The 15,659-nt window shown below is 64.8% G+C and carries 11 protein-coding genes; 8 read left to right on the top strand and 3 right to left on the bottom strand.

Annotation, left to right across the window (positions count from 1 at the left end; all coding sequences use genetic code 11):
• Nucleotides 1-239 precede the first annotated feature (239 nt).
• Nucleotides 240-1,559: a LysM peptidoglycan-binding domain-containing protein gene (locus Q0367_RS06200; RefSeq protein ID WP_298981247.1), complete on the top strand. Its 1,320-nt coding sequence runs from the start codon at nucleotides 240-242 to the stop codon at nucleotides 1,557-1,559.
• A 4-nt stretch (nucleotides 1,560-1,563) separates the two neighbouring features.
• Here the strand turns inward: Q0367_RS06200 and Q0367_RS06195 are convergent, their stop codons facing one another.
• The 3 genes from Q0367_RS06195 to Q0367_RS06185 form a co-directional block, all read right to left on the bottom strand.
• Nucleotides 1,564-4,017: a hypothetical protein gene (locus tag Q0367_RS06195; protein WP_298981246.1), complete on the bottom strand. Its 2,454-nt coding sequence runs from the start codon at nucleotides 4,015-4,017 to the stop codon at nucleotides 1,564-1,566.
• Nucleotides 4,018-4,342: 325 nt separating this feature from the next.
• Nucleotides 4,343-5,008, bottom strand: coding sequence for a LysE family transporter (locus Q0367_RS06190; RefSeq protein ID WP_297636058.1), 666 nt, complete (start codon nucleotides 5,006-5,008; stop codon nucleotides 4,343-4,345).
• Between the two features lie 5 nt (nucleotides 5,009-5,013).
• Entirely contained in the window at nucleotides 5,014-6,102 is a 1,089-nt protein-coding gene (locus Q0367_RS06185) for an alanine--glyoxylate aminotransferase family protein (protein ID WP_297636055.1), read from the bottom strand.
• Nucleotides 6,103-6,296: 194 nt separating this feature from the next.
• Between Q0367_RS06185 and Q0367_RS06180 the strand changes: the two genes are divergently transcribed.
• The 7 genes from Q0367_RS06180 (at nucleotide 6,297) to Q0367_RS06150 (ending at nucleotide 15,404) form a co-directional block, all read left to right on the top strand.
• Nucleotides 6,297-8,405: a hypothetical protein gene (locus Q0367_RS06180; protein ID WP_298981245.1), complete on the top strand. Its 2,109-nt coding sequence runs from the start codon at nucleotides 6,297-6,299 to the stop codon at nucleotides 8,403-8,405.
• 280 nt (nucleotides 8,406-8,685) lie between these two features.
• On the top strand, nucleotides 8,686-9,465 hold the full coding sequence (gene srlD, locus Q0367_RS06175) for a sorbitol-6-phosphate dehydrogenase (protein ID WP_297636049.1): 780 nt from the start codon (nucleotides 8,686-8,688) through the stop codon (nucleotides 9,463-9,465).
• 13 nt (nucleotides 9,466-9,478) lie between these two features.
• Entirely contained in the window at nucleotides 9,479-11,032 is a 1,554-nt protein-coding gene (locus Q0367_RS06170; protein ID WP_297636045.1) for an FGGY-family carbohydrate kinase, read from the top strand.
• A gap of 76 nt (nucleotides 11,033-11,108) precedes the next feature.
• Entirely contained in the window at nucleotides 11,109-12,125 is a 1,017-nt protein-coding gene (locus Q0367_RS06165; protein WP_297636042.1) for a zinc-binding dehydrogenase, read from the top strand.
• Entirely contained in the window at nucleotides 12,118-13,119 is a 1,002-nt protein-coding gene (locus tag Q0367_RS06160) for a sugar-binding transcriptional regulator (RefSeq protein WP_297636039.1), read from the top strand. Before Q0367_RS06165 ends, Q0367_RS06160 begins: the two co-directional genes overlap by 8 nt.
• A gap of 50 nt (nucleotides 13,120-13,169) precedes the next feature.
• Nucleotides 13,170-14,234: a 2-dehydropantoate 2-reductase N-terminal domain-containing protein gene (locus tag Q0367_RS06155; RefSeq protein WP_298981244.1), complete on the top strand. Its 1,065-nt coding sequence runs from the start codon at nucleotides 13,170-13,172 to the stop codon at nucleotides 14,232-14,234.
• 12 nt (nucleotides 14,235-14,246) lie between these two features.
• The gene (locus tag Q0367_RS06150; protein ID WP_298981243.1) at nucleotides 14,247-15,404 is read left to right on the top strand and encodes an iron-containing alcohol dehydrogenase; all 1,158 of its coding nucleotides are present in this window, start codon (nucleotides 14,247-14,249) and stop codon (nucleotides 15,402-15,404) included.
• Nucleotides 15,405-15,659: the final 255 nt, after the last annotated feature.

Raw genomic sequence — 15,659 nt, 5'->3', positions numbered from 1 at the left:
GCTTCCAAGCATAAGCATAATTGGCGATTGTGGCAATCTGATTTTGTCCTCAGGTGCGATTTGCGCCGAAGCCGATGCCGGCGGGCTCCATCCGAGTGTTATACAGGTCTAAACATTTCGGTAAGGAATCCTTAAAGTGCGCGGGTTTGTTCGATGGACGGACTGTCTGGTATTCTGGCCGCATGATGCGTTCGGCTTCAGCGCCTTGCGGAGCTCTGCTCCGCCCACAAACTCGCCCGATGATTTTGCGGACCCTCGTGACGTTGGCCCTTTTCTGCAGCGCAATCCTGCACGTTGCGCCGCTTCGCGCGCAGGAGGATGTCCAACTGAGTGCGGAAGCGCAGCAGATTTTCAACGACGTCAACCAGGCGCGCATCGACAACGGTCTGCCGCCCCTCCGCCTCGACCCTGCGCTGACGCTGGCGGCGCAACGTCACGTGGATGACATCATCGCCAACGGCAACTGGGGGCACTACGGCAGCGACGGCAGCAACGTGCGCACGCGTGCGGCCCGCGTCGGCTATGGCAGCAGCTCGGTCAGCGAGAACTGGGTGGCCGTCCGCTCGCCGGAGCGCGCCATCGTCTGGTGGATGAACGATTGGATTCATCGCGTCAATATTCTCGGCGGCCACTGGGACGACATCGGCGTCGGCGCCGGCAAGGCGCCGAACGGTTTTTATCTGTTCGTCACCGTTTTCGGCAACGCCGATGGAAGCCCGCCTGTCTCTGTGGCTGCGCGCTCCGCAACGAGCGCACGTTCTGTGCAACAGGTGCCCCCGGGCGGCATGGAGTATACGGTGGCGCCGGGCGACACGCTCTCCGGCATCGCCGTGCGCTACGGACTGGACTGGCAGGACATCGCCATCGCCAACAATCTGAAAGAGAACGATCTGTTGCAGATCGGGCAGGTGTTGCGGCTGCCCTCGCCCGGCGGCGTAGGCGGCCCTGTGGAGGTGGCTGACGTCGCCCCTGGCCGGCAACGGTACACCGTCGTCGCCGGCGATACGCTGGTCTCGATTGGGCTGCGCTACGGCGTTGCGTGGCAGGAGCTGGCGGCGGTCAACGGCCTGCGCGAGTTCGATCTGCTGCAAATCGGGCAGGAGTTGATCCTCCCCGCCAGCGTCGACGCGCGCAACAGCGCCGAGGCCGGCGCCTCACAACCCACTGCCCAAAGCGCGACGCCGACGAGCGTCGCGGCGACGTCTGGACGAGAGTACGTCGTCCGCAGCGGCGACACGGCGTTGGCGATTGCGCTGAGTCACAATGTCTCTCTCCAGGCGCTGCTGCGCGCCAACAACCTCAGCGAACGCGATTACCTGCAGATCGGCCAGGTGCTCGTCATCCCTCCGACGGAGGCCGGAGCGCCCTCCACCAATTCAACCGACAACGTCACGCCCACACAAGCGACGTCGCCGGCGCGCACGTACACCGTGCGAACCGGCGACACTGTCTTCGCCATCGCCATGCGCCTCGGCGTCGACTGGCAAGAAATGTTGCGCGTCAACAATCTGACGGAACGCAGCCTGCTCCAGCCCGGTCAGGTGCTGATCGTTCCCTGAGCGATCACCGGGCGACGGTCGGCAGGTAGATGCGGCTGACGCCGAGCACAGGCTCCTCCTCCGGCGGCAGCGCGGTCGGCGCAGTTGTCGTTTCCACCTGACCCGCGGCCGAAGCGCGCGCCTCGACCTGCGGCAGCACACCGCCGCCGAGAAGGGCTGTGGAGGTCGCCACCGCAGTGTTCACGAGCGCTTCCTCCAGCACGACCGGGCCGAGCGCAGGCAGCAAGCTGCGCGTGATCGCCAGGGATGCGCCCGGCGCCAGCGGCGCATTGAGGACAAAGCCGTTGACGCCCAGCGCAGGATCGTCGATGGTGTGGGCTGTAAAGGTCACATCCCCTGTATTGACGAGCGTCAGACAGTAGTAGAGCTGCGCCCCCGGCGCAGTCACCAGTCCACCAGGCGCTGCGCAGGCGTCCGGATCGAGGCCCACGCTTTTCACCACGCTCAGGCCGGGATTGAAGACCTGCACCTGGGCGGCGCTGCTTGCTGCGAGCAGCGCCTGCGCCTGCATGGCCGCGTCGTCTCCCTGCTGGGAGACGATAGTCGGCTGCGTCTCCGCCGTCACAGTGGCGACGTTGGTGTAGCTGAGGGCCGGCGCATCGCTGCAAGTGTAGGCGTAGGATGCGCCGGGCGCCAGGTTGGGCAGCGCGGCGCTGCACGCAGGCGCCAGGTCGTCTGTCACCGCTGCGTTGGTCAGGGTGATGGCGCCGCTGTTCGCCACGGTGATCGTGAACGTGGCCGCTTCGCCCAGGCGCACGAACTGGAAGGCCGGCGCTTTGTCGATGGCAAGCGTCTGTTGCACCTCAAAAGGAAGGATGATGGAGAGATTGCAGGGCCCCTGCAAGGTCACCGTCGCTGCGCCGGGTTGTTCAGGCGTAAAGATCGCTTCGATTTCGCCGTCGTCGTTGAGAAAACTTGGTACGACGGCGCCCTGGCTTGCACCCACCTGAAGCTGCCCGTTCGAGGCTGAAAGCGTGAACGGCGGCGCATCCAGGTTCGAGCCGGGGCCGCCGGCCAATCGCCAGGTTGCGCTGCTGTCCTGCGGTCGGAAAAGAATCGTCACAGGCAAGCCTGGTTGAATCGGGCCTGGGCTGACGTTCACGTGGATTTGGTCGATCCACGGTGCAAAGTCGATGAAGCCGCCTTCGAGATCGTTGGGAGGGTCGGGGGCGTAGGTGGCTGCGTCGCGCACATTGTCGCCCGTCCCTGCAGGATTGGCGGGATGCGTCGGCCCGTTGAATGCGCCCCACCAGCTCCCCTTCGCCGCAATCGTCTCTGTATACAGGGAAGAATCGGCCAGCATGACCATGCCCGCCTCCTGGTTCTCGCAGACGGCGTTTTGCGCAAAGATCGTCGGCGTGTTCGGGAAGCTGTACGGGTCTTCGAGGGTGCGCGCGTCATACAACACGCCGACGGTGTTGCTCTGGATCAGCGAGCCGGTGATAGTGTACTGGTGACCACCGCTGAAGGTGGGGAGGATCGCGACGCCGGCGTTGGCGTTCTGTCTTGCCGTGACGCGATGGAGGCGGGCGAACGGCGGCTCGCCGATGAAAAAGCCGCCCTCTTCGCCCAGGTTGCCGATCGCTGCGCTGTTTTCGATGTCGACGCGTCCCACCGGCGGGCAGAAAGGCGGCTCTACGTAATTCATTCCGTTGCCGCCGTTGAAGAGCAGTTGACTGTCCACCATCCTCACCGCCAGGGAGCCATCAAAACGTCCAATTTGCACGCCGTTGAAGGCGTTCTGTTGCACAAACACGCCCTGCAACAGCACAGGCGTCAGGCTGCAACGCTCCTCGAAGGTGCGATCGCTGATCCAGAAGCCGACGTCGCCGTTGCCGATCGCCGCGCTGTTGGTCACCGTGATCGCGGCGTCGGTAGCCAGCTCGACGCCGCTGGCGCCGGCGTTGATGGCTTGCGTCCCGGTGACGAAGATGGACTGCTGCGCCTGCAACAGGATGCCGGAGACGGCGGGCTGGAAAGCGACCACGTTGGCGACCGTGATCGCGCCGTTGACTTCAATGGCGTCGTGCGTGTCCGCAAAGAGGTCGATGGCGCTGGCGTCGGGCGAGGTCGTCGCTAGGTCGATTAAGGTCACGTCTCCATCGAAGCGGGCGCTAATCCAGATGGCCGGGCCGGCGGCAGGCGCGATCGTGACCGGCCCGCTCGCCTGAAGGGTCAGGTTGCCCATTGGGCCGGAGATGGCCGACCCCATCAGGCTAAGGTCGACGCTCTCGTTGTAGACGCCTGCGCAGATGGCGATGACATCTCCAGGCGAGGCGTTGTTGACGGCCGCCTGAATCGTAGGGTGGTCGCCTCCGGACGGGCAGACGGTGATGGTCGCTGCGTGGGCGGCGGGCGCGCTGATCAGCGTCGTCAGCGCCCAAAGCAAAGCCAACGCCAGCAGCAGTGCGCTCCAGCGCGGTGCATTTCGGTGTAATAAGGGGGTAAACTTTGACACTGGCTTGCTCCTTGTTGGATGAATGTCAGGTTAGATGAAATCAATGATCGGTGGATAGAGAGGCGGAGAGCCATTCCCCATGGCGACGCGTTGGAGCGCGAGGCGTGGATTGTAGCTGCGCCTTTCCGATTATCGCTTACGTTTTCTTAAAGCTCAAAACGAAAAAATGGCTGATGGTTTTTCGCAAAATCGTTTGGCGATTGTCGTTGCTGCAGCTCGTAGCCGCAGGTTTTAGGCATACCGGCAAATTGCCAAAATCATTCGCCAATCCCAAAGGCCATGAAATGGCGCCGGCAGATTTTAATTCCGATGTGTTACAGAAGCGTTACGCCGTGAGCGAGCAATTGAGGCAGCGCCAGAAGACTAAGCCTTCGCTGTTGAACTGGATGAGCGCCGTCCCCAGCGCAAAGGCGCCGAGCAGCGCCGCCCCGACGCCGCAGAGGAGATTGAGGATGCGGAAGGCGCGGGTGATTGCAGGCGGCTCAAGCCGGAGCAGCCCAAGCAGCAATAAGCCCCACAACGCGGCGCCGAGGACGAGGCCGATGAAAGTCAGCGCATAGTCTGACGGATCCACGGGCGGCGCGGTGAAGAGAAGCGCCGCTGCACTCACGCCCACCCAGAAGCCAAGCGCGTAGGGATTGGTGAAGCCGGTCCTGACGCCGCTGCGAAAGTCTTGTCGCCCTTCGTTCAAGTCGAGGCGAGGCGCAGCGCCCTGGCGGGCGTCCAGCAGCGCGCCCAACGCCAGCCGCAGGAAGAAAAAGGCGCCCACGAGGGTGAAAATGACGCGCAACGGCGTCAATTCCGCCGTGGCGTAGAGCAGAAGCAGCGCCGCAGCCATCCAGAGCGCATCGCCGGCGATGGCGCCGGCGAAGATGGCCAGAAGTCTGCCGGGGCCTCGGCGCCTGCCCTCGGAAAGCGCAGCGGCGGCGAGGGTGATCTGTTGCGCATAGAAGAGAAAACCGGCGGCGAGGGAGAATAAGAAGGCAGCCATGCGCTTCACCCTTTCTGTGCAAGCACGCGACGGATGACCTCAAGCCCGCGCTCCACCAGCGCCAGGTTGGCCTGGCTGCCCATGTGGCCGATGCGAAAGACCTTGCCCGCCAGCTCGCCGTAGTTGCCGCCCACCGCCATGCCGTAGCTGCGCAGCGCGCGATCGAACTCAGGCCAGCTCCAACCCTCGGGCACATAGGCGGCGGTCACAGTCGGCGAATTGTACGCCTCCTCGGCAGGGAAGAGCCGGATTCCCAGCGCCTCCAGGCCGCGGCGACAACGCTCCGCCACCGCCGCATGACGCGCATAGACCGCCTCCATGCCTTCCGCCAACAGCAGATCAAGCGACGCTTCCAGGCCGGCCAGGGCGCTCCAGTTGTGCGTGTACGGCAAATACCGCTGCGCCGGGCCATCTCGCCAGGGCGCCAGCGCGTCGTAGCCCGCATAGTTCACTTCGGCCACAGCCTGCCAGGCGCGCTCGCTCACGGTCACCATTGCAAGATCGGGCGGCAGGCTCAGCGCTTTCTGGCTGCCGAGCAGTCCCAGATCGATGGAGCAGCGATCGACCTCGACAGGGACGCCGCCGCCGCTGGCGACAAAGTCGACATAAAACAATGCGTCCACTTCCTGACAAATCTGCCCAAGCTCCTCGAGCGGGTTGAGCGTGCCGCTCGGCGTCTCGCAGTGCACGGCGGTGACCACCTTGGGGCGAAAGCGTCGCGCCGCCTCGCGCACCGGCTGCGGGTCGAGAATGCGGTCGAAGGCAAAGCCGACGACCTCCACCTCGGCCCCGATCTGGCGCGCCATGTCGCCGATGCCGTAGCCGAAGAGGCCGGTTCCCACCGCCAGCACGCGGTCGCCCGGCCGCACCACGCTTTTGAGCGCGCCCCACAGCGCGAGCATCCCCTCGCCCGTCTGGATCGTCACCTGCGCACTTGCGCCTAGAACAGTCTGCAGCTTGCGTGCGCAACGTTCATACAGCTCAAAAAACTCCTCCTCCAGGTCTGCGCTGCCATAATCGATGGCGTAGGCGGCGCGCACAGCTTCTGGCACCGAGACCGGCCCCGGCACAAGTGGAATTGAATAGCTTTGCATCTTGGCCTCCCCCTGAATTCACGGTAACATGCTGAATCGACGGCTGGAGCGCTTAAGACAAATGCACATGAACGCGAAGCCACAGAGGCGCAAAGAAGAGGGACGGAAGAAGATCGGCGGCCTGGTGGCTGCGTGAGAGTTCATCGCTTTTGTGCTCCATGTTTGACTTGATATGTTACTACGAGATCGTTGCTATGAGTATGTCGTTGGCGCCTCTGAACCGAAAATGTTTTCTCACAGGGCCGTTCGGAGCGGGCAAAACGACGGCGGCCATTGCGCACCTGCGCCAACTTCTGCGCAGGGAGCGCGTGCGCGGGGACGACATCCTGGTGCTCTTGCCGCAGCGTTCGCTGGCTGCGCCCTATCACGAGGCGCTGCGCAGCGCCGACCTGCCGGCGGGGCCGTTCGTGCGCGTGACCACCTTCGCCAGCCTGGCGCGGCAAGCCGTCGAGCTCTACTGGCCGCTGCTGGCGCCGGTGGCCGGCTTCGTCGACCCTGCGCGTGAACCCACGTTTTTAACGCTGGAGACGAGCCAGTATTACATGGGGCCGCTGGTGGAAGCCGCCATCGAGGAAGGGGCCTTTGACGCCGTGCGCGTCGAACGGCCGCGCATCGTCAGCCAGGTGCTCGACAACCTTAACAAGGCGGCGCTGCACGGGCTGAGCATCGACGAGGCGTATGAACGGCTAGAGCTGGCGGTTCCCCCAGGCGAGCAGCGCACGGCTCGGCTCAACGCTCTGCGCGCAGCGCGACGCATCTCTCATCAATTCCGTCAGCGCTGTCTGCAGGAGACGCTCCTCGACTTCAGCCTGCAGGTGCAGCTGTTCAACGAGCACGTCCTGACCAACCCATGGAGCCGCACGCATCTTTTTCGGACGCACCGCCATTTAATCTACGACAACGCGGAAGAGGACACCTTCAGCGCCCATCGCCTGATCGGCGAATGGCTGCCGCAGCTCGAAAGCGCCCTGATCATCGTCGACAGCGACGCCGGTTATCGCACCTTTCTCGGCGCCGACCCTGTGGGCGTGGAGACTTTGCGTCGCCTCTGTGAGGAGGAGATCGTCTTCGAGCGTTCGCACGTTATGCCGCCTGCTCTTGGGCATCTGTCGCAGCGCATTGACGCCCTTTTCGACAGTCGGCGTCGAATCCCTGCGCCGCCGACGTCTGAACCTGCAGCGACGCCCGCCCTCGTCATTCCAGACCAGCTCTTCCGCTTTTATCCGCAGATGATCGCCTGGACGGCGGAGCAGATCGGCAGGCTGGTGCACCAGGAGGGCGTTCCACCCGGCGAGATCGCGGTGCTGGCGCCCTTCGTCAGCGACGCGTTGCGCTTCAGCCTGCAGATGGCGCTGGAGCGTCGCAACATCCCTCTGGCGACGCACCGCCCCAGCCGCGCGCTGCAGGATGAGCCGGCGGCGCGCACGTTGTTGACGCTGGCGCGGCTGGCGCACCCTTTCTGGGGGACGCCGCCTCTGCCCGCAGACGTGACGCTGGCGCTCACCCTCGCCATCGAGTCGCTCGACCCGGTGCGCGCCAGCCTGCTCTCGGAGCGGGTCTATCCTCCGCGACGCCGGGACAATGAGTTGGGCGCCTTTGCGTCGCTGCCCGAATCGGAGCGGCGGCGCATCACCTATGCGGTGGGCGAGCGCTACGACCGGCTGCGCAACTGGCTTTACGACTATCGCAGCGAGACGGAGCCGACCCCGCTCGACCAGTTTTTTGCGCGGCTCTTCGGCGAAGTGCTCAGCCAACCGGGCTTCGGCTTTCATGAAGACAGGGACGCTGCGCGCGTGGCGAGCCAGCTCGTCGAGTCGGCGCGCAAATTTCGCTGGACCTTCGAGAGCGGGCGTGCGGAGGCGCCCGATCCAGCTCGACTCGGCCGCGACTACGTGCAGCTTGCCGAGCGCGGCGCGTTGGGCGCCCTCTACCTGCCCGGCTGGCGCACGCCGGAGGACGCTGTGTTCCTGGCGCCTGCCTACACCTTCCTGCTGCGCAACCGCCCCGTGGAGATTCAATTTTGGCTGGACATCGGCGCCACAAGCTGGTGGGAGCGCCTCTATCAGCCGCTCACACATCCCTACGTGCTCTCCTCGCGCTGGCCCCTCGCCGCACCGTGGACCGATCGCGACGAGTATCGGGCGAGGCAGGAGACGTTGCGTCGTCTGCTCCTTGGCCTGGTGCGGCGCACGCGACGGCAAATCTACCTGGCCGCCAGCGACTACAGCGAAAGCGGCTTCGAGCAGCGCGGCCCGCTGTTGACGGTCGTGAACCGCCTGTTGGGGGAAGGGACGAGGGGATGATGGCGCCCAATCCTTGCAGAAACGCGGAGTTGCAATTGCAGTCCCCAATTTTCCCGCTTGACAATCCCTATTGACTGTGCTACGCTGTTTGCAAGTTTGTCCACACTGTGGACAAATGTGCAAGATAGGTGCAGCTATTTTCTGCTTGCTCCCAAAAAGCCGGAAATTCAAATAGTCTTTTTGTGTTCGCTTGAGTTGAGGTTCTGATGCAGGCAACCCGGTCACGTGCAATGCGCACGCGGCGACGCGTCCCACTCTGGTCGCCGGAAGTCCCGGTCCCATGAATAACCAAATCGCCATCGTCACCGGTGGCGGCCAGGGCTTGGGACAGGCGATCTGCCGAAGGCTGGCGGAGGCGGGCGCACAGGTGGCGGTCGTGGATCGCAACGCCGAGAGCGCACGCGCCACAGCGCAGGAGCTGGAACAACTCACCGGACGCCCTGCCCTGGCCGTGCACGCTGACGTCACGGTGGAGGAAGATGTGGCGGCGATGGTCGCTCAGACGGTCGCCGCCTGGGGCCGCATCGATCTGCTCGTCGCCAATGCCGGCGTCGTGATCGCCGGTCAGGCGACCGAGCTGGACAGCGCCAGTTTCCGTCGCGTGATCGACGTCAACCTGACCGGCTACTTCCTGTGCGCCAAATATGTCGCTCCTGTCATGAAGGCGCAGCGGAGGGGCGTCATCATTCAGATCAACTCCATCTCCGGCCTGCGCGGCAGCTTCGGCAACGGCGCCTATTGCGCCAGCAAGGCGGCGGGCATCGGACTGACGCAGAGCCTGGCGCTTGAGCTGGCGGAATATGGAATTCGCGTCAACGCCATCTGCCCCGGCCATCTGCTCGATTCGCCGCTATGGGTGAATTCGTTGTACAAACAGTACGCAGCGCGTTTCCAGATCACGGAAGCAGAAGTGCGCCAGAAATACATCGACGCCGTTCCGTTGCGCCGGCCATGCACCTACGACGATGTGTGCAACGCATTGTTGTTTTTGGCCTCAGATCAGGCGAGCTACATGACCGGCCAGGCGATCAACGTCAACGGCGGCCAGGAAATGCGATAGGAAGGACAGAACTATGGGTGGAACCCCAGGACAGGAGTCATTCGTTATCGGCATCGACAGCAGCACGACGGCGTGCAAGGCGATCGCCTGGGATCGCGCCGGTCGCGCCGTCTCGGAAGGACGCGCCAGTTACCCCTTGCTTCAACCCTTCCCTTCCTGGCATGAACAGGACGCAGAGCATTGGTGGGCGGGCGCCTGCAAGGCGCTGCGCGAGTGCGCCGGCCAGGTGAACGCTGCGAAGATCGAGGCGATGTGCATCACCCATCAGCGCGAGACTTTCGTTCCCGTCGATCGCGCAGGGCGACCGTTGCGCAACGCCATCCTCTGGTCCGACGAGCGCAGCCGCAAGCAGGTGGCCGAGCTGGAGCAACGATTCGGCCGCGACGCCTTGCACCGGCTGACGGGCAAGCCGCCCTCCATGACGCAGTCGTTGCCCAAAATTCTCTGGCTGTTGGAGAACGAGCCGGAAGTCGTCGCCCGCGCGCACAAGCTGCTCGACGTTCACGCTTTCCTGGTGCACCGCCTCACCGGCCATTTCCGCACCAGCCTCTCCTGCGCCGATCCGATGGGTTTGATCGACATGGTCAATCGTCGCTGGGCGGAGGAGCTGATTCAGGCCCTGGGCCTGCGCTGCGATCAGTTCGCCGATCTGGTGGAGCCAGGGGCTGTCATCGGCCATCTCACCGCAGAGGCGGCGCAGGCGACCGGGTTGCCCGAAGGGCTGCCGGTCATCGCCGGCGCCGGCGACGGCCACTGCGCCGGGCTGGGCGCCAATGCGGTGACGCCTGGCCGCGCCTATCTCAACCTCGGCACCGCGGTGGTGAGCGGCGTGATCAGCGCCGACTATCCCTGCGATCGCGCCTTTCGCACCCTGCTGGCGCCGGTCCCTGGCTATTACTTCGCCGAGCATGTGCTGCGCGGGGGCGTCTATACGATCGCCTGGTTCGTCGAAAAATTCGCCTCTGACCTGCGCAACACCTGGCTGCCGCTCAGCCCGGAGGAACAGCTCGAGGCGGCGGCGACCAAACTGCCGCCTGGGGCGCAAGGCTTGATGCTGGTGCCCTACTGGAATAACGTCATGAATCCTTACTGGGACCCGGCTGCAACCGGCGTCGTGATCGGCTGGACCGGCGCGCATGGGCGCGAACATCTCTACCGCGCCATCCTGGAAGGCATCGCCTATGAACAGCGGTTGGTCGGCGACGCCATGATGGCGGCGGTGGGACAACGCTTCAGCGAATATATCACCATGGGCGGCGGCAGCCGCAGCAGGCTCTGGTGCCAGATCATAGCGGACGTGACCGGCGTGCCCGTGTTGCGCTCCACCACCACCGAAGCCACCTGCCTGGGTGCAGGCATCCTGGCCGCCACCGCAGCAGGTTGGCATCCGAGCGTGCAGGCCGCCGCCGAAGCCATGACGGCCACGGCGGAGCGCTTCACCCCGCAGCCGGATGTGCAGGCCCATTACGATCGTCTGTATCGAGAGGTCTACCGGCCGCTCTTCCCAACGGTGCAGCCGCTGGTCGACCGCCTGACCGAGTTGGCGGGGGAGCATGGTCCGACATGAAGCTGCTGCATTCGCCCTGGGTGCGAAGTAGGCGACCATCAAGGCGCGAAGACACAAAGGGGGAGCATGGTCCGACATGAAGCTGTTGCATTCGCCCTCTCCAGGCGTCGTCGAAGTCATGGAGGCGCCCATTCCAACGATTGGGGCGGGAGAGGCGCTGGTGCGCATGCGCTGCTGCGGCGTCTGCGGCACCGACCTGATGAAAGTGTATTCGCCTGGGACGCCCAGGCCGATCCATCTGGGGCATGAGGTGGTCGGCGTGGTGGAGGCGGTGGGCGATGGCGTCGCCCTGCAGCCGGGGACGCGCGTCGCCCTGGCGCACCACGCGCCGGATTTCGCCTCGCATTACACGCGCCGCGGCAGCGGCCCGATGGACCCGCTCTTCAAACGCACCAACATCGATCCCGGCGGCTTCGCCGAGTGCATCCGCGCCTCGGCGCTGCACGTGCAACACACGCTGCTTGCGCTGCCAGAGGAAATGCCCGACCTGCGCGCCGTCTTCATGGAGCCGCTGGCCTGCTGCCTGCGGGCGCTCGACCGCGTTTCGCTGCTCGAAGGCGACGCCGCTTTGATCGTCGGCGTCGGCGCCGTGGGGCTGCTCTTTGCGCCGTTGCTGGCCGACCGCAGCGTGACGACCTTCGCCGTGGACGTGCGTCCGGAAAGGCTCGATCTGGCCAGAGCGTGGGGCGTCGCCCAGGGCTTCCTGGCCGATGACCGAGAGGCGGCGAGCGCAATGCGCGACCTCACCGAAGGCCGCGGGGTCGACGTCGTGATCCTCACCGTCTGGACGCGTGCGACGCTTGATCTGGCCTTGCGCTCCGTGCGCGACGGCGGGACGCTGCTCCTCTTTGGCGCAAAGCCCGACGCTGCGTTTCCTGTCGATGGTTGGGAGCTTTGGCGTCGCGAGATCAATCTGGTCAGCAGCTACTCTGCTACGCCCGATCTTTTCCCTCGCGCACTGGCGATTTTGCGTCGCTCCAGGTACACTTTGGAAACAACCGTCAGTCATGTGTTTAGCCTGGAGGACGGCGCAAAAGCGTTTGAAATTGCTCATCAAGGTCTGGCTTCAAAGGTGGTGATTGCCTGTGAGTAACGCAACAACCCATTCGCCCGATGAACTCCGTGGAGATCGCACCGACCTCCTGGTGACGGTCGCCACTTTGTACTATGAGCTTGGTCAGAATCAGCAACAGATCGCCGACCGGTTGGAGACCTCGCGCTCCAGCGTCTCGCGCATGATCAAAGAGGCGCGCGACCTGGGCATCGTCGAAATCCGCATCCATCGCCCGGTCAATCGCGCGTATGCGTTGGAACAGGCGCTGATTGACCGCTTTGGCCTGACCGACGCCTACGTGTTGCTCACCAATCCCGACCAGCGCGACGAGGAGCGCCTGGCCGGCGTCGGACGTCTGGCCGCCAGCTATTTGGAGCGGGTGCTCGGCCAATTGCCGCCGCACGCCTGCATCGGCATCGCCTGGGGAACCGGCGTGCACGCCGCCATCAGCGCGCTCAGCGAAGACCGCAGTCGACAGATCGACGTGGTGCAGATTCTAGGCAGCCTTGGCGCAGCCAACCCACTCATCGACGGCCCTGACCTGGCGCGCCTGTTGGCGAGCAAGCTGGGCGGCCGCTATTTCGACCTGCATGCGCCCGCCCTGGTGGAGCAGCCGGCGCTGCGCGATCTCCTGCTCAACGAACCCTCTGTACGAGAGGGCTTGCAGCGCGCGCGGTCGGTGGCCCTCGCCATCACCGGCATCGGCACCGTGCAGGAGGAGGCCGCCAGCTTCCTGCGCGCCGGCCATTTGAGCCCGGAGGACCTGGCGGAGCTGCGCAGGCAGGGCGTCGTCGGCGAAACGGTCGGACGCTTTTTCGATGTGCACGGGCGTTTTGAACAGTTCGACATCAACGCGCGTGTGATCGGGATCGACCTGCCGGACCTGCGCAAGATTCCGCGCGTGATTGCCGTGGCGCGCGGTCTGCCTAAGGCGATGTCGATCCTGGGCGCATTGCGCGGGCGCTACATGACCGTGCTCGCCACGGATGATCAGACCGCCCAGGCCGTGCTGGCGTTGGCGGACGCCCGCTGAGGTGAAATCAACAGAAACTCCAATCCACCATACGGAACAGGGAATTGATTATGGCAAAAGTTGTGGTTCTTGGCGCCGGCGTGATGGGCAGCGCGTTCACGATGCCGCTCGCCGACAACGGCCATGCGGTCAGCCTGGTGGGCACCCATCTCGACACCGACATCATCGAAGAAATCCATGAGACGCGCGTTCATCCGCGGCTGCGCACCCGGCTTCGCGACAGCGTTGCGCCGTACACGTACGACCGGCTCGGCGAAGTCATTCGAGACGCCGACCTCGTCGTCATCGGCGTCAATTCGCTCGGGGTAGACTGGGCGGGCGAGATGTTGCGGCCCGTCTTGCCGGAAGGGACGCCGCTGCTTTTCCTCACTAAGGGGCTTGCCGGCGACGGCGAGCGGCTGCACCTCCTGCCTCATCGCCTGCGCATGCATCTCACCCCGTCGCAGCAGCAACGCACGCCATTGATGGCCATCGGCGGCCCTTCGATTGCGGGCGAGCTGGCGGCGGAGCGCGACACCTGTGTGGTGATTACGGGTGAAGACGCCGGCTTGCTCGAGCGCACCGCCTCCATGCTGCGCACGCGCTATTATCACGTCTGGACATCCACCGACATGGTGGGCGTAGAAACCTGCGTGGCGCTCAAGAACCTATATGCGCTGGCGGTCGGCTGCGTGGGGGGGCTGCTGGCGAAAGCGGGCAAAGCGTCCAACGACGCCGTGATGCACAACCTCTCCGCCGCCATCTTTGCACAGGGTCTCTGGGAAACGGCCTACATGGTCGATTTTATGGGCGGTCGGCGACGCAGCGTCTTCACGCTTCCGGGCGCCGGCGACCTGTACGTGACCAGCATGGGCGGCCGCAACAGCCGCATGGGCTGGCATCTGGGACAGGGCGTCCCCTATTCGGTCGCCAAACGCGAGTACATGCCGGATGAGACCATCGAAGGTGCGCAGCTGGCCCAGGCCATCGGCTCCACCGTCGAGGCGTTGACGGCGCAGGGAGTGCTCGATCGGGCCGCGCTCCCCTTGATGTTGAAGATGATCGACATCGTCTGTCACGACGCCCCCGTTGAGTTTCCGTGGGACTCTTTTTTTGCAGGCAACGTCCGGGACTAGAAAGGGGAACGGATGTCTAAGTTTGAATTCGCCACTGCGCAACGCATTCTCTTCGGCGAGGGGACGTTGCAGGAGGTGGGCGCGTTGGCAGGCGCTCTGGGCAAGCGCGCGCTGGTTGTAACCGGCGCCCACCCGGAGCGTGCGCAGCCGCTGTTCGATCTGCTCGAGGCCGCCGAAATCAAGGCGGCTGTTTTCAGCGTGGCCGGCGAACCCACCGTCGCCGACGCCGTGGCCGGCGTCGAGGCTGCGCAGCGCAGCAAGGCGGAACTGGTGATCGGTTTCGGCGGCGGCAGCGCCATCGACGCTGCGAAGGCGATCGCCGCCCTGGCCGCCAATCCGGGCGATGTTTTTGATTACCTGGAGGTGATCGGCAAGGCGCAGCCGCTGACGAACCCCTCCCTGCCTGTGATCGCCATTCCCACCACTGCGGGCACCGGCAGCGAGGTGACGCGCAACGCCGTGCTCGCCTCCCCACAGCATGGCGTCAAGGTGAGCGTGCGCAGCGCCACCATGTTGCCGCGCGTGGCGCTGGTCGATCCGGAGCTCACGTATTCTGCTCCCCCCTCGGTGAGCGCCGCCACCGGCATGGATGCGCTCACCCAACTGATCGAGCCGTTCGTGTCGAGCCGGGCCAACCCACTGACCGACGCCATCTGTCGCGAGGGGCTGCGCCACGCCGCCCGTGCGTTGCCGATCGTCGTGCGCGATGGGCGCAACGTCGCCGCGCGGCGCGATATGGCCTTCGCCAGCCTCTGCGGCGGTTTGGCGCTTGCCAACGCCGGCCTTGGCGCCGTGCACGGCTTCGCCGGCCCCTTCGGCGGCATGTATCACGCGCCGCATGGCGCCATCTGCGCCGCCTTGCTGCCCGAAGTGTGCGCCGCCAATGTGCGCGCCTTGCGCCAACGCCAGCCGAATCATCCGGCCCTGGCGCGCTACGCCGAGCTGGCGGTTTTACTCACCGGCGGCGCGGACGCCACCATCGAGGACGCCATCGCCTGGCTGCGCTCGCTGGTCAACGCCTTCGAGATTCCGCCCCTTTCTCACTATGGCTTTAAGAATGACGACGCTCCGCTGGTGGTCGCCAAGGCGCGTGCAGCGTCGAGCATGAAGGCGAACCCTATTGTCCTCACCGACGAGGAGCTGACCGCCGTGCTGCTGGCTGCAGCGTAGCAACCCTGCGCGCTCTCCGCGCACACTCGAGGCGAAGAGGCCGTTTTTCAGCGAATTGACAACCCATCATGGTTGTGTTACCATCTTGCACGTCCGTGCATTGGTGGAAAATATGTGCGCACTTGCCGAACGTCTCTGGCGATGACGCCTCTGGCCGCGAGGCTTGCTTGCGCGCTGCGCGGTGCATTCATTCCGGCGCAATGAATGTGTTTGCAACTGACGTCACTCATACAAAGCGCAACCCGAATCAACACC

Origin of the sequence: uncultured Caldilinea sp., assembly GCF_937128415.1 — a bacterium.
GTDB lineage: Bacteria > Chloroflexota > Anaerolineae > Caldilineales > Caldilineaceae > Caldilinea.
The sequence above is the reverse complement of the archived record's forward strand: the minus strand, read 5'-3'. Positions and strand labels throughout refer to the sequence as shown.

Coding starts and splice junctions, on each gene's coding strand:
- Q0367_RS06200 (WP_298981247.1), top strand. CDS start 240: ATGATTTTGCGGACCCTCGTGACGTTGGCCCTTTTCTGCAGCGCAATC.
- Q0367_RS06190 (WP_297636058.1), bottom strand. CDS start 5,008: ATGGCTGCCTTCTTATTCTCCCTCGCCGCCGGTTTTCTCTTCTATGCG.
- Q0367_RS06185 (WP_297636055.1), bottom strand. CDS start 6,102: ATGCAAAGCTATTCAATTCCACTTGTGCCGGGGCCGGTCTCGGTGCCA.
- Q0367_RS06180 (WP_298981245.1), top strand. CDS start 6,297: ATGAGTATGTCGTTGGCGCCTCTGAACCGAAAATGTTTTCTCACAGGG.
- srlD (WP_297636049.1), top strand. CDS start 8,686: ATGAATAACCAAATCGCCATCGTCACCGGTGGCGGCCAGGGCTTGGGA.
- Q0367_RS06170 (WP_297636045.1), top strand. CDS start 9,479: ATGGGTGGAACCCCAGGACAGGAGTCATTCGTTATCGGCATCGACAGC.
- Q0367_RS06165 (WP_297636042.1), top strand. CDS start 11,109: ATGAAGCTGTTGCATTCGCCCTCTCCAGGCGTCGTCGAAGTCATGGAG.
- Q0367_RS06155 (WP_298981244.1), top strand. CDS start 13,170: ATGGCAAAAGTTGTGGTTCTTGGCGCCGGCGTGATGGGCAGCGCGTTC.
- Q0367_RS06150 (WP_298981243.1), top strand. CDS start 14,247: ATGTCTAAGTTTGAATTCGCCACTGCGCAACGCATTCTCTTCGGCGAG.